The organism is Sphingobium sp. LB126, assembly GCF_002795205.1.
Classification (GTDB): Bacteria; Pseudomonadota; Alphaproteobacteria; order Sphingomonadales; family Sphingomonadaceae; genus Sphingobium; species Sphingobium chungbukense.
This window is the reverse complement of sequence record NZ_NETV01000001.1, coordinates 1,918,412-1,937,363: the sequence shown is the minus strand read 5'-3', so window position 1 is coordinate 1,937,363 and position 18,952 is coordinate 1,918,412. Positions and strand designations below refer to the sequence as shown.

Sequence of the window (18,952 nt, the reverse complement as noted above, 5' to 3'; positions counted from 1 at the left end):
ATTGCCACTATGTCGAGAATACGACACGCTGAAAAGTTTAACGGCCATGTTCGTCGGATTGCAGCGGCTGTCATTTGATGGCATCGACACATGCCCTTTGCCCGGGTCGAGCGGCTCACCGAAGTTCATGCCGCAAGCTGGAGTTGTGTCGATTTAGCCGCGCCCTCCGCAAGCAGCCGTTCGATCTCGTCGGACGTTCGCCGCACGGCGAGCTTGAGCGCCTCGTCGATGTGGATGTAGTCTTGGGTGACGTTCTGCGAGGCATGGCCAAGCATGGCGCGGATCGTCAGCTCCGAGAAACCGAGATCGCCCGCCACGCTGCCGAAGGTGTGGCGCAGCGTGTGCGGCGTAATGCCCTCTATCCCCGCCAGCTTGGCAACGCGCTGGAGGCAGGCGCTGACTGCGGTGAATGGCCCCCGCCCGACTTCCGAGGGGAAAGCGTGCGGATTGCCCACGATCACCGGCTGGCTCTCGACGGCCTTGACGGCCGCAGGGCCGATCGCACGAATCTGCGCGCCGCCCTTGGTGTCGGGGAATGCCACATAGCCGCCGGCTCCATTGACCCAGGCTCGGTGCATCGCTTGGCCTTCCTCACGGCGGTATCCGGTCAGCAAGAGCGTGCGCAGCACGCCGAGGGCGACAGGGTTCTCGCCATTGCGCTCCGCATAGGCCATCGCCTTGCCCATCAACACTATCTCGGCGACGTTCAGGCGCCGGGTCTTCTTCTTACCGGCCAGCTTCTTCGCTCCCTGCGTCGGGTGAGCGTCCAGCAGGCCCTTATGCTTCGCATGCCCGATGATGGCCTGGAGCGTGCCGACGCAGCGCGCCGCCACACCGGCGCCGCCGGTCGCCATGCCGCCCCGGCCGCCGCTGCGCGGCTTCGCCGTCTTCCCGTCCTTCACATCGGTCTGCATCTGTTCGACATCAGCGATCGTCAGATGCTTGACGATCCGCTTGCCCAGGAGCGGCTTGATATGCGTCTTGATGCGGCTCTCATCCATGTCGAGCGACGATTTCTTGATCGGCAGGTTCTTGCGGCCGAGGATATTGCCCGCCCGAGCCTCGGTCAGATACCAGTCGCACATCTCCTCGACCGTCATTCCCTTGCGCGCCTGGCGAACCTCATCGGCGGGGTCTTCGCCGCCGATCACGGCCGCCAGCTTGAGCTTGGCCTGGTCGCGTGCCTGATCGACCGTCAGCACGCCATAGCGCGCGATATTGATGCGGCGCTTGATGCCCTCGGCGTTGCGATACTGGACGATGAACGTCTTGAGGCCGGACGGCAGCACGCGCACGCCGAAGCCTTTCAGCTCGGTATCCCAAAGCACGGTCTGCTTTTTCGACGGCGGCACGAGCGCATCGACCGCGCGCTTGGTCAGCTTGCTGGTTGGCATCGTGATCCTCCAGTTGGAGACAAAGCCCGACGGAAGGGGTATTGTCTCCAAATTGTCTCCATGCGGCGCCCAATTGCGTCCAGCAGCAGGATACGATAGGAGAGGTTAAGTATCAAGAACTGTTGAAGAAATCGTAGTATGGCGTAGCCTTGGAAAGCATGGAAAAGCCGCTTATCGAAGTTGCCAAGGTTGGGGTCGAGGGTTCGAATCCCTTCGCCCGCTCCAGATTTTCCAATAAAATCATATGTTGCCGATAGGCCTCAGCCTGACCGACATGGTTTCGATGCGGGCCGCTGCGCCATCCTCTCGCCGAGGCATCTCGACCAATCATGCCCGACCGACGCAACCGGCATACCATTGCGCTATCTCAATTGGCAGGAAAATTGCGCATCATGATTGATATGGCATCAAAAAGGACTAATATCCCCAAAAAAGATAGAGGAATGGGGATTATGCAATATCGCTTGCTCGGCAATTCCGGTCTTTTGGTGTCGCGGATGGCCTTTGGCACCATGACGTTGGGGATCGAAGCCAAGTCAGGGTCGATCCTGCAGAAGGTGGATCTCGACCATGCCGCGCGCCTGATTGGCGAAGCCATCGACCTTGGCATCAACTATTTCGACACCGCCGACATGTATACCGGCGGGGAAGCCGAAATCGTTCTGGGCAAGGCCCTGAAAGATCGGCGGCAGGATGTGGTCATCTCGACGAAAGTGGGCGTTCGTTCGGGCGCGCCGCTGACGCAATCCGGCCTTTCCCGGCGGCACATCATGGCGTCCATCGACGACAGCCTGCGCCGCCTGAACACCGACTGGACCGACATCTATATCGCCCATCGGGAAGATCGCTACACACCCTTGGAAGAAACGCTCGAAGCGCTCAACGACGTGGTGCGCTCCGGCAAGGCGCGTTATCTGGGCTATTCCAACTGGTCGGCCTGGAAGGTCGCCGCCGCCATCGAAATGCAAAAGGCCAATGGGTGGGCGCAGTTCACGCATGGACAGGTCTATTATTCTCTCATCGGCCGCGACGTCGAGGCCGACATCGTTCCCATGGCGCAAAATTATGGCCTGGGCCTGACCATCTGGAGTCCCCTCGCCTTCGGTTTTCTCACCGGCAAGTTTGACATGGACACGATCCGCGGGCCGGAATCGCGCTTCAGCGACGGCCTCTTCGCGAGTTTCCTTCCGATCGATTACGAAGCCGGCTTTGCCTTGATCGAGACCGTGCGGCGCATCGCCAGGGAGCATGACGCCACCGTGCCGCAGGTGGCGCTGGCCTGGCTGTTATCCCGATCGGCGGTGAGCAGCATCCTGCTTGGCACCACCAAGGCGCAACAGCTTCGCGACAATGTCGCGGCGATCGATCTGGCGCTCACGCCCGAAAGCCTGGCCGAACTCGACGCCATGGCGTCGACGCCCAAACTCTATCCCAACTGGTTCCACGAGACGGGGGACGACATGCTGGTTCGGCAGGCGCTCGAGCCGCGGGGAAACGGCGCCTGACGCGGCGGCCGCCACGCCCTTCCGCACAAGAGGAGGCCTTGAAGCGCGCCATGATCGGCCAACCGGCGCGCGATCTTCAAGGCTCGCGCGCTGCCGGCAACGCCTGGAACTTGGCGAAGCGTCGAGGACGACCGAGAGGGCGCCTTACATCGGCCATATCGACGTCTTTCTTTTTTAGATGAGCGAAGGCCCCTGAGCCGGGTAGCGCGGGGGTAACAGTGGCCTGGCTGCTTGGATCAGGCGCCAGGGGCTGGAAGCCGACGTTAACGGCCTTTCAAACCCGCCGAAACGGAAACGGCGCCACCGTCCGCTCATAGCCATGCAGATCCAGCGCCCGCGTCACCGGCGGCAGGGCGCGATCCGGGCAGCCCCGCCGCTCGCACAGATGGCAGGTCGGCCCCACCTCCGTCGCCGCCCCCTTTTCCACCTCGATCCCGTCGGCATGCACGATCCTACCCGCATGCTTCGCCTCGCAGCCGAGCGCGATCACGGAGCGTCCCCGCGCCCCACCCTCCCTCGGCAGGCCGATGGTCAGGCTGATGAAGCGCCGCCCGTCCATCGTCTCGATCAGTTGCGGGCGCACCGCGTCCGGCTCCTGCGCTTCATGCGCGTCCCAGCGCGGGCAGGTGCCGCCCAGCCGCGCAAAGGGCCAGGCCTCGCCGTCGAAGCGCTTCGACAGCAACCCCGCCCGGTCCAGCTTCGCCATGAAGAAGGGCACGCCCCGCGCCCCCGTCCGCCCCAGGCTGGTGAGGCGATGCGCCAATTGCTCCATCGACACGCCGAAGCGCGCCCGCAGCAGCGGCAGGTCGTGCCGGCTCTGCTCGGCCGCCCTGGCGAAACGGTCATAGGGCATGATCAGCGCCGCCGCCGCATAGTTGGTGAGCGCGATCCCGGCCAGGCGGCGGCTGTCCTCGTCCGGCGGCCCCGCCTTCGCCACCTGGCTGCCGATCGCGTCCGCCAGTTCCTGCGCGCAAAGCTGGTATGCGATCGCGAACAGCCGTCCCGAAGAGGCCAACCGCTCGCTCAGCAACAGCCGCCGTCGGTGCATGTCATAATGGCGCAGCGTGCCCGCCAGCACATCCTCCCGCACGATCTGCACGGCCATGCCATGCCGTTCCTTCAACCGCGCCCTGATGCCCGCCTGCATGACCGAGGGATCGTCCCCCAGTTCGCCCGCCAGCCCTTCCGCCGCCGCATCCAGTTCGGCAAAATGATTGCCCGCCCGCGATATGGTTTCGCGCAACCAGTCGATCGGCGCATGCAACGGCGCCGCCCCGCCCGGCCCCGCGGCCACCTGCTCGGGCAGGCGCCGCAGGTCGCTGAGCGCCCGGTAGAAACGGGCGATCGCCTCGCTGACCCCCGGATAATTCTCCGCGACCTCCAGCACTTCGTCGCGGGCGATGCCGATGTCGCGCACCAGCGCATCGGACAATATCTCCCCCAGGGCGCTGGCCGCCCCCTCCTGCGTACTGGCGACGAAATCGCGAATGTCGATGTCATAGACGTTAGCCAGCCGCAGCAGCATCTGCGCGGTCAAGGGGCGTTGATTACGCTCCAGATGGTTGAGGTAACTGGGTGATACCCCCAGTTCCTCCGCCATCCGCGTTTGGTTCAGCCCCAGTTCCCGCCGCAAGACGCGTAGTTTCGGCCCGAGATAAAGCTTCCGATCATCCGCCATACTGTCACTATGTCAAATAATGACAGTATGAACAAGTCGGCTCATGACACGCCCCCACTAATCGCCCTTACCTCGCCACGACATTCATGGTCTTAAGCGGCATCCGGTCGGAACGGCCGCCACGAACACAAGAAGGGAATGCCCATGGAAACGACTGAAAGCCCCCAGCCCGCTCGCTCTCGCGCGGTGTTCAGCCAAGAGGATTTCGGCCTGATCCGCACCGCCATCGCCCATTATCTGCGCGAGGTTCAGGACAAGCCGGAATCGGTCAAATATGCCAATCTCTACCACCGCCTCGGCCGGGTGAGCTAAGCATCGTGCGGAAAAGTGGGAACCGGTTTTCCGCTCAAAACGATGCGACAACACAAGCTTGGAGTGCGCTACCTGCGTCAGATTTGACGCAGCGCGCTCTAAGCATTTCAAAGGTTCAGGAGAGGAAGGGCGCGGCGGGGAAACCGGCCGCGCCCTCTTCATGTCAGAACAGGCGCACCAAGGCATAGAAGGCAGCGCCGATCCCGGCTGCGGCAGGCAGGGTCACGACCCACGCCACGATGATGCTGGACGCCACATTCCATCGCACCGCCGACAGCCGCCGCGATGCCCCCACGCCCACGATCGCGCCGGTAATGGTATGGGTGGTCGACACCGGCACGCCCAGATGGTTCGCCATGAACAGCGTGATGGCGCCGCCCGTCTCCGCGCAGAAGCCCTGCGCCGGGCTCAGCCGCGTGATCTTCGACCCCATGGTATGGACGATCTTCCACCCGCCCAGCATCGTGCCGATGCCCATCGCCGCCTGACAGCTCAGCACCACCCAGAAGGGCACATGAAAACCGCCCGTCAGCATGCCCTGGGAATAGAGCAGGACGGCGATGATCCCCATGGTCTTCTGCGCGTCATTGCCGCCATGACCAAGGGAATAGAGCGAGGCGGACAATAGCTGCAACTTGCGGAACACCCGGTCCGCGCCCTGCGGCGTGAAGCGGCGGAAGATCCAGCTCATGATCAACACCAGCAACAGCGCCAGCATCAGGCCGATGGCCGGCGACATCACGATGGCGGCACTGGTCGTGAACACCCCGCTCCATACCACGGCGGACAAACCCGCCTTGGCCGTCCCCGCGCCCAGCAGGCCGCCGATCAGCGCATGGCTGCTGGAGGAAGGAATGCCCAGCCCCCAGGTGATGAGGTTCCAGCTTATCGCCCCCATCAGCGCGCCGAAGATCACCTGCGGGTCGATGATGTTGGCATCGACAATGCCCTTCCCCACCGTCTCGGCCACATGCAAGCCAAAGAACAGGAAGGCGATGAAGTTGAAGAATGCCGCCCAGGCAACCGCATATTGCGGCTTCAAGACCCGCGTCGACACGATGGTCGCGATCGAATTGGCGGCGTCGTGCAACCCGTTCAGAAAGTCGAACAGCAACGCGATACCGATCAGGCCGACCAGCAGCGGAAAGGCGATATGGGCTTCCATGATCTTGCTCTGGCCGGGTCAGGCGTGGTCGATGACCAGGCCGGAAATCTCGTTGGCGACGTCCTCGAAACGGTCGGTCACCTTTTCCAGATGGCTGTAGATTTCGTTGCCGACGACGAAATCCATCGGATTGCCCTGCCGCGCCTGGACATAGAGCGCCTTCAACCCTGCTTCGTGCAGAATGTCCGCATGCCCTTCCAGCTTCACCAGCCGTTCGGTCAGATCATGCAACCGCGCCGAATTGAGGTTGAGCGAGCGCAGCAGCGGCATCGCCTCCGCCGTGATCCGCGCGCATTCGACGATCAGGGCACTCATGTCCTGCATCTGGGAGGGGAATTGCCTCACCTCGAACAGCGCAATGGCCTTCGCGGTCTGATTCATCTGATCGATGGCGTCGTCCATCACGCCGATCAACCCGGTGATGGCGCTGCGATCGAACGGCGTCACGAAGATGCGACGGACATCCTGCAACACCTCGCGGATGATATCATCCGCCTCATGCTCGCGATCCGATATCTCCTTGATATGACTATCCATATCCGGCCCGCCCTTGAGCAGCCTGGCGAGCGCATCGGCACCGGCAACCAGGGTCGCCGCATGATCCTCAAACTGCTCGAAAAAGCGCCCCTGCTTGGGCATCAGCGCATGAAACCAGCGCAGCATTCCCGTCCTTTCGCTTTGCCATTCCCTGACACGCAGCAACATCCGCACGAACAGGCCCGGATCTTTCGGGGGTTCGCGGAAGGCTGCGATAATGAATTGTAGATCGGGTTCGTCGACAGCTTTCGCCGCCTCGGCCACGGGAAACCAGCGCAACTCCCGCTGCCCCTGTTCGGGCCATTGCGGCAACTGGCCCGTCACCGCCAGCGGGAACACCTCGACCGTCGCTTCGCGCACGTCGCCCTTGCGCTTTTTCTTGTCATAACGATAGCGACCGATCGGCGCCGGACAGGCGATGCCGTGAATGCCAGCTTCCTCGAACGCCTCGAGTTCGGCAGCGCGATGGCCGGCCATGCCCTTGATCCGGTTGCCCTTGGGAATCACCCAGCGCTTCGTTTCCCGCGACGTGATCAGCAGGATGCGCATCGACCCGTCGGGATCGGTCGCATAGGGAAGGGCGGCGATCTGACGCATCAACCGCCCTTATACGCCTCATGGCGCTTATGATCGAATTGTGACCATCCCTGAATCATCGGCGCCTTGTAACGAAATTGTCACATAGCGCAATCGGCGCGGATCAGATCGACAGGCGCATCGTGACACGAATGTCACGCCCCGCCAAAGGCGCATAATCTTTGAGGAAACTGGCGGCGCGCCGCGCCTCCACATCGAAGATATTGTTCGCCGACAGGCTGATGGTGGTACGGTCATTGCCCTTGAAGGGCTTTACCGACAGCGACGCGTTGACCAGCGTGAACCCGTCGGTCGGCGTTTCCGTGTCGGAAATGCGGTTCTGGGCAAAGCTATGCTCGACCTCGCCGCGCAGGCTCATCCGGTCACCCTGCAATTCCACTCCGCCAAGCAGGCGCAGCGGCGGAATGCGCGGGGCGGGGCCGGTGCCGACGATGGTGGCGCGGACATAATCGGCCACGCCGTCCATAGTGATCGCATAACCGCCGATCTGGCCGAGCTTGAGCGTGCCTTCCGCCTCAAAGCCCAGATAGCGGGCGTTGGCCTGGAGATTCTGATAGCAAGGGAAATCCAGCGGCTTGCCGCCATTGACCGCCATGCAGACCGCGTCATTGGTCAATGAATCATAGATATAGCCGTCGAACCAGTTGTGATAGGCGGACAGCGAAATCGTATAGCCACTGCCCTGCCCGCGCAGCGTGCCTTCGATGCCCCAGCTCTTTTCGAGTCCGAAAGCGGGGTTGCCCAGTTCAAAGGCCTGCGTCCCGGCATGGTTGCCGCGAGCGAAGAGCTCCTCCGCCGATGGCGCGCGCTCCGTACGCGACAGGTTCAGCCCGACACGCCAGCCCGGTACGATCTCATGACTGAAACCCAGCGATCCCGACAGGGCATCGAAGCTACGGTGATAAGCCGGATTGAGCAGCGTTTCATCCGCATCCGCTCCAACCTTCGTATGTTCGAAACGGCCGCCCAGTTCGATACGGGTCGATCCCAGATCGAGGGATTGCAGGGTGAAGACGCCCAGTTGCTCGGTCTCGTTGCGCGGCAGGAATTTTTCCTCGCCATCGACGTGGAAATTGCGGACGAAATATTGCGCACCGATCGCCCCGTCCCAACCGCCACGCTTCGCCTGCACCAGTTCCAGTCGGGATTCCATCGACTGGTTGTAGAAGGTCGTGCCGACGGCACCACTCGCCTCAATCTCCTGATGCCGATAATCGGCAAAGCCCGCGCGCAGGCGGATGGACTCCAAAAGTCCGCCATTGACCGGCAGTTCCGCGCGCAGGTCGGCACGATCCTGCTTCATGTGCAACCGTACCTTTTCAGCCTCGCTATCGGGATCGAGCGAATAGCGCACGGGCACACCGTAGAAATTATCGGTATGCGCAACCGAAAAGCCCAGATTGCCGCCATCGGTGATCAACGCGGCACCCCCCGCCACTTCCCAGGTCCGCGCCGCGCTGTTGGGCAGTTTCCCGCGCAGATTGGCAAGGGCCGCAATGGCGGGATCGCTGCTCGCCGCAGCCTGCGCGCGCAGGGCGGGCGTCAGGATATAATTGCCGGTGTCGAGGTCGCCGCTCTTCGAATAGCTGCCATCGAAATGCACCACGAACTTGTCGCCGATCGGCGCCTCGATTTCGCCCGATCCGGTGCGTTCATTGGCCGCGCTGCCATAGGTGGCGATGCCGTCGACATGAATCGGCTCGTCCGGGACGCGGCGCGGAATGCGGCTGTCGATCACATTGACCACGCCGCCGATCGCCGAGGAGCCGTAGAGCAGCGCAGCCGGCCCGCGCAGCACCTCGATCCGGTCGGCGGTCAGCGGGTTGATCGCCACGGCATGGTCGACCGAAGTATTGGACACGTCGAAGCTGCCGATGCCGTCGGTCAGGATGCGCACCCGCTCACCCTGGAAGCCACGCAGCACCGGGCGCGACGCATTGGGGCCGAAGGACGTGGCGGACACGCCCGGCTGGTGCGCCAGCGTATCGCCAATGGTCGGGCGCAGGTCGCGCGTCAATTCCTCGCCCGACACCACCGAAGTGCCGGACAGGATGTCGCCCTGCCTGCGCGGGATGATGGCGGTTACGACGATGTCCGCTCGTTGTTGGTCATGATAGGCCTGCGGTGCCGTATCTGCCGTGACGTCTTGGGAGAAAGCAGGAAAGGCGTAGCAAAGTGCGGACATGGCGCAACCGGCACGCAAAAGCGTGGAAGAGGACATGCGGTTCGTCATCCTTGATTCAGGGAAGAGATGGGGTGGCCTTAGCTAGTATGATATAATATATCAATACCTCTTTGCGGCAAATGGAGACGTCGGCCGCAAAATCATGCCATCCCGTCGCAAGGCCGCTCAATTTTCCGCTTTTCCTACGTTTCCCTCCCACGTCAGATGATGTCATCCGACTGGAAATCCCTCTACAGAAAAAGAAATTCCGCCAGCGCCGCGGCCGCGTCCGGGCTATGCGGGTTGACAGCCTGCCGAATTTCGATTGCCGGCAAGGGCCGTTCCAACGCCACCCGCCCGATGCCCGCCATGCGTCCCAGATCGCGGGCAAGCGGACCGAAAGCCGCGAAACACCCCGCCCCCTCGCGCAGGATCGTCATGATGTCGAACAGATTGTCGGTTTCCAGGACCGGATCGCCCAACTGGACGCCGCCCGTGATAAGGGCTTCGTCGATGATCCGCCGCAGGCCGTTGCGCGGTTCCATCCTCAGCGTCGGCATGATCGCCAGTTCCTTCGGCGCGACGCTGTCCCGGCCCGATAATGGGTGGTCGGCGCCGACATAAAGATTGATCTGTTCCGACCAGCCATAGCGCGACGGCAAGCCCTCGACCTCCCCCAGCGCGTAGAAATAGGCGATGTCCGCCTTGCCCCGGCGCAGTGCGAGACCGGCTTCATCAGCCAGATGCACCGTCAGGTCGAGCGTGATGGCGACATCCTCATTCGCCGCCTCAAAGGCCGCCAAAGCGTCCTGGAAATGACCGAACACCGGGGCTGGCGCGGCCAGGACGATGGATTCGCGCGAGGGCACCGCCGAAACGGATGGAGGCGACGATTCCGGCAGCCCCGCCTCGGCTTCGTCCACCTGCCAGTTTTCGGGCTGATCCTGTGACAGCAGGGTCATGGCCTGCGCGGTTTTCCGCCCCGCGGCCGTCAACCGCGCCGCCCCCGCCAGATCATCGAACAGCCGATAACCAAGTCGCAGTTCCAGCGACGCCAGATCGCGGGCCACGGCATCGGCGGTCAAGCCCAGATCGCGCGCGCAACGCGACAGGCTGCCCGACGCCACCATCTGCGCGAATATATCCAACTGGCGCAGGGAAGGCGTGGCCATGGCCCCTGATAGTGCAAATATCGTGCGGGGTTAAGGCAGATATTGGGTGAATAGCGCTTTGCCATATTGACGAACGCGGTCCAAAGATGGCAGGGCGCTGCTCCTGACGGGCGGGTATAGCTCAATGGTAGAGCACTAGCCTTCCAAGCTTGTGATGCGGGTTCGATCCCCGCTACCCGCTCCATTTCCTTCGCGGTCCCGTCGACACCCTATGGCCGATATCATCAACCTCAGGCAGGCACGCAAAGCGAAAGCGCGGGCGGACCAGACGCGCCAGGCTGAGATCAATCGCGTGAAATTCGGCCGCACGAAGGCAGAGCGTAAAGCGGAAGCGCTGGAAGAAGAACGCAAGGCAAGAATGATAGATGGCGCGCACAGAGACGGTCAGAATATAAAGACGGATTAAATCTGCCTTTGTGTGACGCTCTCGATGCGAGGTCGGAAACCAATAAGACTGATGAATATCTGTTCATATTCTAGAGTTGGTTTTCCATTCATCGAACAAACACCTCCTTTTATCCGGAATGAGGCACTTCTCCTGCGCTGAAACGGCCAGTCGGCGGGTTGATCTTCCGCTATGACTGGAAATATTCGCATCATTCGCCCGGCCGGGGCCGCGATTGCCGCTGTTCTGGCCTTCAATTCTCCGCCGCTTCTGGCGCAAACGGTCGTACCGCCCGTTACGCCGGAGGGAGTCGCTTCCCCTGCGCCGCCGCCTGCTTCCGGCCCGGTCTTTGCGCCGACGCAACCGGTGATCCAGCCGACACTGTCCGTGGACGAGCGGTTGAACGCTGCCATTACCGCTTCGAAAGCCGAAGCCGCTGCTAGGCCCGCCCCCGCGTTGATGACCGTACCGGAAAGGGCTGTGACCGCGAAAAAGGCTGCGACTGACCGGTCTGTCGCCGACAGGGCCGCAGCCCCCGCGAAAGCGGCCCCACCGCCGCCGCCCGTCGCGAGCGAACCCGTGCGCACCCAAGCCCCCATCGAAACGGCGGCGCCCGCTGATGCACCGCTCGCCCAAGCCCAAGCCCCGACCGCTATGGTCGGACCAGCAAAAACAAGCGAAGCGCAACGCCCCATGATCGATCCCGCATTGATATGGGCCTTGGGTGGTGGGGTGCTGATCCTCCTCGGCCTTGCTGGCGTTGCGTTGATGCGTCGCAGCAATGGCGATGAAGAGGATGCACTGGAACTCGAACCTGCCATGCCGGTCGAGGCGGCAGTGACCCGGCCCGCCTCTCCGCCGCTGACGTCCCCCTCCGTGAACCGCCCCGTTCCGGCAAAGCCGGTCAGCACCGACAGCCGTCTGGAGGCGATGGTCGCCGCCCCGCCCAGCCCGGAGAACCCGTTCCAGACCCATGCCAAGCGGATGACTCGGGCAAAATTCCTGCTCGCCCAGGAGGAGAAGGCTCAGGCCGCACCCACCAAGCCGGAAAACCCGGCGCCCGTCGCCTACCCCGCCGTTCAGGAGCATAATCAGACGGTCTATCGTTTCGGATCGGATCGCACGGGACGAAAGACCCTGTTCAACCCACGGCCCAGTTGAACTAGGCCCAGTTAAACAGAGCCCGGTCAAAAATCGCTGGATTTACAGCGCAAGGGGACGCCGCATCATCAGCGGCGTCCCCTTTCTTGTGCGGACTCGGTTGCACTTGCGCGCCCGGCCTGATACCGGCCCGCCGGTAATTTCCTGGCCTTTGCCGGCCAGCTTTTGAGGAAAGTCGCCCAAGCCATGTCCGACAAGATCAACCGCATCGTTCTTGCCTTCTCGGGGGGGCTGGATACCAGCGTGATCCTGAAATGGCTGCAACAGACCTACCAGTGCGAGGTCGTGACCTTCACCGCCGACCTTGGCCAGGGCGAGGAACTGGAACCCGCCCGCGCGAAGGCCCGGCTGATGGGTGTCAAGGAAGAGCATATCTTCATCGACGACCTGCGCGAGGAATTCGTGAAGGATTATGTCTTCCCGATGATGCGCTCCAATGCGCTCTATGAAGGCCTCTATCTGCTCGGCACCTCGATCGCGCGGCCGCTGATCGCCAAGCGCCAGATCGAGATCGCCAGGCAAGTCGGCGCCGACGCCGTGTCGCATGGCGCGACCGGCAAGGGTAATGATCAGGTCCGTTTCGAACTGGGCTATTACGGCCTGGCCCCAGACATCAAGGTGATTGCGCCGTGGCGCGAATGGGACCTGACCAGCCGTACCAAGCTGATCGAGTTCGCGGAACAGCACCAGATTCCGATCCCGCGCGACAAGCGTGGCGAAAGCCCCTTCTCGACCGATGCGAACATGCTGCACACCTCGTCCGAGGGCAAGGTGCTGGAGGACCCGTGGGAAGAAACCCCGGACTATGTCTATTCGCGCACGGTGAACCCGGAGGATGCGCCCGACGCGCCCGAATATATCACCATCGACTTCGAGCGCGGCGATGGCGTCGCGATCAACGGCGTGGGCATGTCGCCCGCAACGCTGCTCGAAACCCTCAACGAATATGGCCGCAAACATGGCATCGGTCGCCTCGATCTGGTCGAGAACCGTTTCGTCGGCATGAAGTCGCGCGGCATGTATGAAACGCCGGGCGGCACCATCTATCACCTCGCCCATCGGGGTATCGAGCAGTTGACGCTCGACCGTGGCGCCGCGCACCTCAAGGACGAACTGGCGCCCAAATATGCCGAGCTGATCTATAACGGCTTCTGGTTCTCGCCCGAACGCGAGATGCTTCAGGCCGCGATCGACTACAGCCAGGAGAAGGTGACCGGCACTGTCCGGCTGAAGCTCTACAAGGGTGGCGTCCAGGTCGTCGGCCGCAAGTCACCCAACAGCCTCTACAGCGAGAAGGTCGTGACCTTCGAGGATGATGCAGGCGCCTATGACCAGCGCGACGCAGCGGGCTTCATCAAGCTCAATGCGCTGCGTTTGCGCCTGCTCGGCCGCCGCGACCGCTGACGACGATCTCCGTCCCCCCCCCGATACAAATTGCGACATTTTATCGGGTGACGTGACAAATTTGCGGGACAAAACTCCCCCATAAGCGTCTTCAAGGACGGCAGGGCGCCGTTCGTGACACACGCTTTGAAGGAAGACCCATGATCCGCAAATTCATGACCACGGTGGCACTGGGCTCGCTGTTCGTCGGCGGGCTCGCTGCTTCTCATCTGGCTTTCGCACAGGATGATGGCCCCGGTCGCCATTTCGGCCATGGCGGCCCGCGCGGCGGCATGTTGATGATGGCCGACGCCAACAAGGACGGCAGCGTCACCAAGGCCGAACTGACCGCTGCACTGGAAGCCCGCTTCGCCAAGCTCGACGCCAACAGGGACGGCAAGATCGACCAGGCCGATCGCGACATCCTTCGCCAGCAGCGCCTCGATGCGCGCTTTGCCGCGATGGACACGGACAAGAACGGCCAGATCAGCAAGGCGGAATTCGTCGCCGGGCATCAGGGCCGCATGGACAAGCCCGGCGGATCCGAAGGCCGGGGTTGGGGCCATCGTGGTCCGGGCCGGGGCATGACGCCCGGCGGTCCTGACGGCGACATGAAGAAGGACGGCGCCATCACCAAGGCCGAATATAGGGCCCGCCCGCTCGCCATGTTCGACAAGGCCGACACCAACCATGACGGCAAGGTGACGGCGGACGAAATGAAGGCGGCGCGTGAAGCGTTCCGCGACGGCTGGAAGGACCGCAAGGCGCCGACCCCGCCGCCCGCCAACTGAAGCGAACCTCTGCCGGCGCGCGACAATCCCTCCCCCTTCCCACAGCGCGCCCGCAGTGACGTGAAGGGCGAAGGCCGGACCTTCGCCCTTCCAACCCACCCAAAGCCATGACAAGAAGCCGAACATGAGCGAACGTCCCCATCTGCTGCTCGTCGACGACGAGCGCTCGATCCGCGAGCCGCTGGCACAATATCTCGTGCGCAACGGCTTTCGTGTCACGGCAGTCGAAAATGCGGCCGAGGCGCGGATACGATTGAACGCCAACGCGATCGATCTGGTTGTGCTGGACATCATGATGCCCGGCGAGGATGGGCTGTCGCTGTGCCGGCATATCCGCGAAACCAGCGAGATTCCGGTCATCCTGCTCACCGCGAAATCGGAAGAGACGGACCGCATCGTCGGGTTGGAAATGGGCGCCGACGATTATGTGCTGAAGCCCTTCTCCCCCGCGAGCTGGTGGCGCGGATCAAGGTGATCTTCCGCCGCGTCGCCACCGGGGGTCAACGCGTCACGGCACCGGACGGCGCAACCTATGCCTTTGCCGGATGGCTTCTCAAGACGCAGGAACGCACGCTGGTCGATAGCGAAGGTGTGTCGCTACCGCTGTCGACCGCCGAATATAATCTGATGCTGGCCTTTGCCACGCGCCCCAATCAGGTGCTGAGCCGCGACCAGCTGCTCGACATCACCCAAGGGCGAGAGGCCAATGCCTTCGACCGCGCGATCGACAACCAGATAAGCAGGCTGCGCAAGAAGATCGAACCCGATCCCAAGGCCCCGACGCTGATCAAGACCGTATGGGGCGGCGGCTACACCCTGTCCGCCGATGTCCGCAAATTATGATGGCGAAGGCTTTGAAGCGCCTTCGCCTCTGGCCACAGGGGCTCGTCGCGCAGATCATCATCCTGGTGGCGATTGCGCTGTTCGTGGCGCAGGCGATCAACTTCGCCCTGTTGCTGCGCGAACGGACGCGGATAGAGTTGACGGCGCAGACGGCGCCGGGCGTCTATCGGATCGTCGATGCGCTGGACAATCGCCCGAACAGGCGCAGCGGGGAGGATGGCGACCGCCGCCGCGTGCAGTTTCTGACGCAGGCGCCCGCCTTGCAGGGTATGCCGCGGCCGGACGTGGAGCGGCGCGCGACAGCGATGTTCGCTGATATCGGCCTGACGATTCGCTCCGTTCGCGTGGTGGAGGAAAGCCAGCCCCTGCCCATGCGCCGTTGGGACAATTTCCGTCTGCGCGCGGCGGGCGAAAGACCGCATGATATGCGCATGGCGCGACTGGTGATGGTCGCGGAATATGAACCGGGCAAATGGGCCATGACGCAAAGCCGAATCGGCGCACGGCAGCCACGCTTTGGCGGCTGGCTGGTGGGTCAGACGTTGATCCTCTACGCCATCGTACTCGTCCCTCTGCTCTGGGTGGGGCGCAGGCTGGCGCGGCCGCTGCGACAACTGACCCGCTCCGCAGAACAATTCGCCCGCACCGGCTCCGCCGATCCGGTGGAGGAACGCGGGCCGGGCGATGTACGCCAGCTTACCACGGCGTTCAATGCGATGCGCAGCCGCATCTTCGCGATGTTGAATGAGAAGGACCGGATGCTGGGCGCGATCGGCCATGATCTGCGAACACCGCTGGCGTCGCTCAGAGTACGCACCGAATCGGTCGAGGATGAAGGCGAACGCGCCCGCATGTCCGAAACCATCGACGAAATGAATCGGATGCTGGAGGATATATTGTCGCTGGCCCGGGCGGGCCGCAGCAGCGAGGCGCGGCAGAAGGTGGACCTGTCGGCGCTGGCCGATGCCGTCGTGGAGGATTTTCTGGAACTGGGGTCGCCGGTCGAACTGGCCGACAATGAACGCGCGGTCGCCACTGTACGCCCGCAGCAGATTCGCCGGGCGCTGCGCAATCTGATCGAGAATGCCATCGTCTATGGCGAACGGGCGCATGTTTCGGTCGAACAGGGCGACAGCATGATCCGGTTGATCGTCGCCGATGAAGGGCCCGGCATATCCGAGGATCGGATGGAGGAGATGATGGAACCCTTCACCCGGCTGGAGGGCTCACGCAACCGGGAAACGGGGGGCGCGGGCCTGGGACTTGCACTGGTCCGGGCGATCATGACCGAACATGGCGGCGCCTTGCGGCTCGCCAATCGGCCGCAAGGCGGTTTGGAGGCCAGTCTGGTTCTGCCGGCCTGAGCCATCCGTTTTTTGGTCAGAAGTGGCGTTCACCCGGACGGCTATTCAGGGCGTTGATCCCAACCGACAAGCTGAGGCCTGCCTGCTTCGTCAATCGCCACCTCGCCAAAAGCCCCCGTGCGCAGTTTGAGCGAAGCAAGCGGCAGGCCCAGCGCAAGCAGTGCGAAACGGGCAGCGCCGTTGCTGGTGACGAGCAGTTCGGTTCCCTCTCCCGCTTGCGCGAACCAGTCTTTCCAGGCGGCAATCCGGGCTTCGGCGTCCACTGTCCAGCCATGTGGCGCCATCGCCTTCTCATCCCAATCGGCCAGGGCTCCGGACCCCAGGCGGGCAAGCACTTCCGCCTCCGGCCGTCCTTCATCAGGGCCGTGATCGATCTCGTTGAGCCAGGGAAGCGCGCCATCGATGGACTTGCCGGTGGCAGCGGCAATGCGATCGGCGGTTTCCCTTGCCCGAAGAAGGGGGCCGATGTGGAGACGACGGATGGGAAGCTCGCGAGCAGCGAAATGCTGGCCGAGGCGATCGGCCTGGACCCTGCCGCTCTCCACCAGGGGGATATCCGTCCCAGCGCCGATACGACAAGCCTGGGCGCGGCTTTCGAATGTGTTGCCATGGCGAATGATGAAGACGCGGCGCATGTCTAGCATGGCTGGAGGGGCGGAGTCGGATCGCCATGGACCGCGATCAATGCCTCCACACGGGTGATGTCGGCTTCCGTGTCGATGCCGGAACTGTCGAAACGTGGCGGCTCTACGGGAACCGTCGTGACGGGGATACCGAGTTCCAGCAGACGCAGTTGTTCCAACCCCTCCAGATTTTCGAGGGTGGAAGGCGGCGTGGCTTCGAAACGCGCCAGCGCATCAAGCGTGTAGCCATAAAGGCCGACATGCCGCCAGACAGGCGAAAGCGGCTGGCTCTCGCGCAAGGCCTCCTCGTTGCGGATGGCGGGGATGATATTTTTCGAAAACCACAGAGCACGTCCATCGGGCGCGCGGGCGCAGGTCGTGCCGCTGAAGGGCGAGCGGATCTTGTGCGTGCGCAAGGCATCGAGCGCCGGCCAGTCAAGCGCAATCACCGGCGTCGCCACCTCTGCCCCCTCCTCCAGCGACGCGATGACGGCGCGCAGTGCGCCCTCCGGCTGAAAAGGCGAGTCTCCTTGCAGATTGACGACATATCGGGGCGGCGTCGCGCATTGGCGTGCCGCCGCCAGCGCCCGGCCGGAGCCGGTGGCAATATCACTGTCGGTCATTGCCGCCTCGCAACCGGCCTCCCGCGCATGGGCCGCGATGGCCTCATCGTCCGTCGCCACCACCAGTTGCGCGTGGGACAAACCGGCCGTGGCGGCGCGCGCCATGGCTATGGTCCGATGCAGCAGCGTCCGCCCCGCAATCAGGCGCAGCGGCTTGCGCGGCAGGCGGGACGACCCTGCTCGCGCGGGAATGACGACCGCTATGCTCAGGCGACGCCTGCGTGCAGCAGATCATGCATATGGATAGCCCCGACCAGCCGTTCCTTTTCGCACACGAAAAGCAGGGTGATATTATGGTCGTGCATCAGTCGAAGCGCTTCGGACGCCAGTTCCTCCGGCCCGACCGAGAGCGGGGATTCAGTCATGTAACGCCCGACCGGCTCGTTCATGTGCCGCGTCCCGGTGACGGTGCGGCGCAGATCGCCGTCGGTGAAGGCGCCGATCAGTTCGCCCCGGCCATTGACGACCGCGGTGCCGCCGAGCCGGGCACGGGTCATTTCGATGGTGGCGTCCAGCAGCGAGGCATCCTCCTGGACACGAGGCACCTCACCTCCCGAGGCCATGAGTTCGCGTACCTTGATCAATTGCGCGCCCAGCCGGCCATTGGGATGGAATGTGTGGAAATCGTCCGCTGAAAAGCCCCGCATCTCCATCAGGGCGATGGCCAGCGCGTCGCCAAAGGCCATCTGGATCGTGGTCGAGGTCGTCGGCGCCAGCGAATTGGGGCAGGCTTCCTTCACGTTGGGCATCAGGACGCAAATGTCCGACGCCGCGGCAACCGTGCTCTCCGCCCGCGCGGTCATCGCCAGCAGCGGTATGGCGAAGCGCTTGCAATATTGGATGATGGGTCCCAATTCGTGGGACTCGCCGGAATGGGAGAGCATCAGCACGACGTCGTCCGGCGTCACCATGCCCAGATCGCCATGACCCGCGTCGGCCGGGTGGAGGAAGATGGCCGGTGTGCCGGTGGAAGTCAGCGTCGCCGTCATCTTCCGCGCGACGATACCGCTCTTGCCCATGCCGGTGACGATCACGCGGCCACGGACGTTCATGACAAGGCCGACCAGACGCAGGAAGGTCGCGGCAAATTCGCGATCGGTGAACTTATCTTCGAGGGCGTTCAGCCCCTCCGCCGCAATGGATAAGGTACGGCGTGCACTTTCTGCGATGCGCCCGCCCGAACCGAATGGCACGATTTTCGATACTGTCGACACGCGTAAGCCCTTTTATTCCATATATCGCCGCCGCTTTGCGC

Annotated in this window: 16 protein-coding genes, 1 tRNA gene and 1 pseudogene; 9 read left to right on the top strand and 9 right to left on the bottom strand. The window is 63.2% G+C overall.

The annotated features are described in order from the left end of the window. Positions 1-125 precede the first annotated feature (125 nt). On the bottom strand, positions 126-1,394 hold the full coding sequence (locus tag CAF53_RS09420) for an integrase family protein (protein WP_012049936.1): 1,269 nt from the start codon (positions 1,392-1,394) through the stop codon (positions 126-128). A gap of 452 nt (positions 1,395-1,846) precedes the next feature. Between CAF53_RS09420 and CAF53_RS09415 the strand changes: the two genes are divergently transcribed. Continuing rightward, positions 1,847-2,899 (top strand): aldo/keto reductase, encoded by a 1,053-nt coding sequence (locus CAF53_RS09415; RefSeq protein ID WP_046762440.1) that lies wholly within the window; start codon positions 1,847-1,849, stop codon positions 2,897-2,899. A gap of 274 nt (positions 2,900-3,173) precedes the next feature. Here the strand turns inward: CAF53_RS09415 and CAF53_RS09410 are convergent, their stop codons facing one another. After that, the gene (locus tag CAF53_RS09410) at positions 3,174-4,577 is read right to left on the bottom strand and encodes an XRE family transcriptional regulator (RefSeq protein ID WP_100237958.1); all 1,404 of its coding nucleotides are present in this window, start codon (positions 4,575-4,577) and stop codon (positions 3,174-3,176) included. 144 nt (positions 4,578-4,721) lie between these two features. Here CAF53_RS09410 and CAF53_RS27505 point away from each other — a divergent pair, with 144 nt between their 5' ends. Further along, positions 4,722-4,889 (top strand): hypothetical protein, encoded by a 168-nt coding sequence (locus CAF53_RS27505; RefSeq protein ID WP_197707461.1) that lies wholly within the window; start codon positions 4,722-4,724, stop codon positions 4,887-4,889. 163 nt (positions 4,890-5,052) lie between these two features. Here the strand turns inward: CAF53_RS27505 and CAF53_RS09405 are convergent, their stop codons facing one another. The 4 genes from CAF53_RS09405 to CAF53_RS09390 all read right to left on the bottom strand — a co-directional run bounded on the left by CAF53_RS09405 (position 5,053) and on the right by CAF53_RS09390 (position 10,524). Continuing rightward, the gene (locus CAF53_RS09405; protein WP_100237957.1) at positions 5,053-6,054 is read right to left on the bottom strand and encodes an inorganic phosphate transporter; all 1,002 of its coding nucleotides are present in this window, start codon (positions 6,052-6,054) and stop codon (positions 5,053-5,055) included. Between the two features lie 18 nt (positions 6,055-6,072). Further along, complete coding sequence (locus CAF53_RS09400) at positions 6,073-7,188, bottom strand: DUF47 family protein (protein ID WP_100237956.1); 1,116 nt, start codon at positions 7,186-7,188, stop codon at positions 6,073-6,075. 103 nt (positions 7,189-7,291) lie between these two features. Next, on the bottom strand, positions 7,292-9,409 hold the full coding sequence (locus tag CAF53_RS09395) for a TonB-dependent receptor (protein WP_100237955.1): 2,118 nt from the start codon (positions 9,407-9,409) through the stop codon (positions 7,292-7,294). Positions 9,410-9,603: 194 nt separating this feature from the next. Beyond that, positions 9,604-10,524 carry a LysR family transcriptional regulator gene (locus CAF53_RS09390; protein ID WP_100237954.1) on the bottom strand — a complete coding sequence of 307 codons (921 nt, stop codon included), beginning with the start codon at positions 10,522-10,524 and terminating at the stop codon, positions 9,604-9,606. 110 nt (positions 10,525-10,634) lie between these two features. Here CAF53_RS09390 and CAF53_RS09385 point away from each other — a divergent pair. The 7 genes and pseudogenes from CAF53_RS09385 (at position 10,635) to CAF53_RS09355 (ending at position 16,451) form a co-directional block, all read left to right on the top strand. Next, positions 10,635-10,708: transfer RNA gene (locus CAF53_RS09385), tRNA-Gly, on the top strand. Between the two features lie 27 nt (positions 10,709-10,735). Further along, positions 10,736-10,930, top strand: coding sequence for a DUF4169 family protein (locus CAF53_RS09380; RefSeq protein ID WP_100237953.1), 195 nt, complete (start codon positions 10,736-10,738; stop codon positions 10,928-10,930). Positions 10,931-11,602: 672 nt separating this feature from the next. Continuing rightward, entirely contained in the window at positions 11,603-12,070 is a 468-nt protein-coding gene (locus CAF53_RS28040) for a hypothetical protein (RefSeq protein ID WP_242443416.1), read from the top strand. A gap of 186 nt (positions 12,071-12,256) precedes the next feature. Next, the gene (locus tag CAF53_RS09370) at positions 12,257-13,474 is read left to right on the top strand and encodes an argininosuccinate synthase (RefSeq protein ID WP_100237951.1); all 1,218 of its coding nucleotides are present in this window, start codon (positions 12,257-12,259) and stop codon (positions 13,472-13,474) included. 140 nt (positions 13,475-13,614) lie between these two features. After that, the gene (locus CAF53_RS09365; RefSeq protein ID WP_100237950.1) at positions 13,615-14,244 is read left to right on the top strand and encodes an EF-hand domain-containing protein; all 630 of its coding nucleotides are present in this window, start codon (positions 13,615-13,617) and stop codon (positions 14,242-14,244) included. 124 nt (positions 14,245-14,368) lie between these two features. Beyond that, a pseudogene (locus CAF53_RS09360) lies at positions 14,369-15,087 on the top strand (response regulator). An 11-nt stretch (positions 15,088-15,098) separates the two neighbouring features. Beyond that, positions 15,099-16,451 (top strand): ATP-binding protein, encoded by a 1,353-nt coding sequence (locus tag CAF53_RS09355; RefSeq protein WP_100238758.1) that lies wholly within the window; start codon positions 15,099-15,101, stop codon positions 16,449-16,451. A gap of 41 nt (positions 16,452-16,492) precedes the next feature. Here the strand turns inward: CAF53_RS09355 and CAF53_RS09350 are convergent, their stop codons facing one another. From CAF53_RS09350 to CAF53_RS09340, 3 genes are read right to left on the bottom strand one after another with little or no spacing between them, the layout of a single operon-like run. Continuing rightward, positions 16,493-17,086: a histidine phosphatase family protein gene (locus CAF53_RS09350; RefSeq protein WP_100237949.1), complete on the bottom strand. Its 594-nt coding sequence runs from the start codon at positions 17,084-17,086 to the stop codon at positions 16,493-16,495. A 2-nt stretch (positions 17,087-17,088) separates the two neighbouring features. Beyond that, positions 17,089-17,907, bottom strand: a complete 819-nt coding sequence (locus tag CAF53_RS09345) for a manno-octulosonate cytidylyltransferase (RefSeq protein ID WP_197707451.1) — start codon at positions 17,905-17,907, stop codon at positions 17,089-17,091. Beyond that, a complete protein-coding gene (locus tag CAF53_RS09340) occupies positions 17,904-18,911 on the bottom strand; it encodes a KpsF/GutQ family sugar-phosphate isomerase (RefSeq protein ID WP_046762427.1) in 1,008 nt (335 codons plus the stop codon). The genes CAF53_RS09345 and CAF53_RS09340 overlap by 4 nt, the downstream gene beginning before the upstream one ends. Positions 18,912-18,952 lie beyond the last annotated feature (41 nt).

Coding starts and splice junctions, on each gene's coding strand:
- CAF53_RS09390 (WP_100237954.1), bottom strand. CDS start 10,524: ATGGCCACGCCTTCCCTGCGCCAGTTGGATATATTCGCGCAGATGGTG.
- CAF53_RS09410 (WP_100237958.1), bottom strand. CDS start 4,577: ATGGCGGATGATCGGAAGCTTTATCTCGGGCCGAAACTACGCGTCTTG.
- CAF53_RS09365 (WP_100237950.1), top strand. CDS start 13,615: ATGATCCGCAAATTCATGACCACGGTGGCACTGGGCTCGCTGTTCGTC.
- CAF53_RS09350 (WP_100237949.1), bottom strand. CDS start 17,086: ATGCGCCGCGTCTTCATCATTCGCCATGGCAACACATTCGAAAGCCGC.
- CAF53_RS09370 (WP_100237951.1), top strand. CDS start 12,257: ATGTCCGACAAGATCAACCGCATCGTTCTTGCCTTCTCGGGGGGGCTG.
- CAF53_RS09380 (WP_100237953.1), top strand. CDS start 10,736: ATGGCCGATATCATCAACCTCAGGCAGGCACGCAAAGCGAAAGCGCGG.
- CAF53_RS09415 (WP_046762440.1), top strand. CDS start 1,847: ATGCAATATCGCTTGCTCGGCAATTCCGGTCTTTTGGTGTCGCGGATG.
- CAF53_RS09400 (WP_100237956.1), bottom strand. CDS start 7,188: ATGCGTCAGATCGCCGCCCTTCCCTATGCGACCGATCCCGACGGGTCG.
- CAF53_RS09395 (WP_100237955.1), bottom strand. CDS start 9,409: ATGTCCTCTTCCACGCTTTTGCGTGCCGGTTGCGCCATGTCCGCACTT.
- CAF53_RS09405 (WP_100237957.1), bottom strand. CDS start 6,054: ATGGAAGCCCATATCGCCTTTCCGCTGCTGGTCGGCCTGATCGGTATC.
- CAF53_RS27505 (WP_197707461.1), top strand. CDS start 4,722: ATGGAAACGACTGAAAGCCCCCAGCCCGCTCGCTCTCGCGCGGTGTTC.
- CAF53_RS09420 (WP_012049936.1), bottom strand. CDS start 1,394: ATGCCAACCAGCAAGCTGACCAAGCGCGCGGTCGATGCGCTCGTGCCG.
- CAF53_RS28040 (WP_242443416.1), top strand. CDS start 11,603: ATGATCGATCCCGCATTGATATGGGCCTTGGGTGGTGGGGTGCTGATC.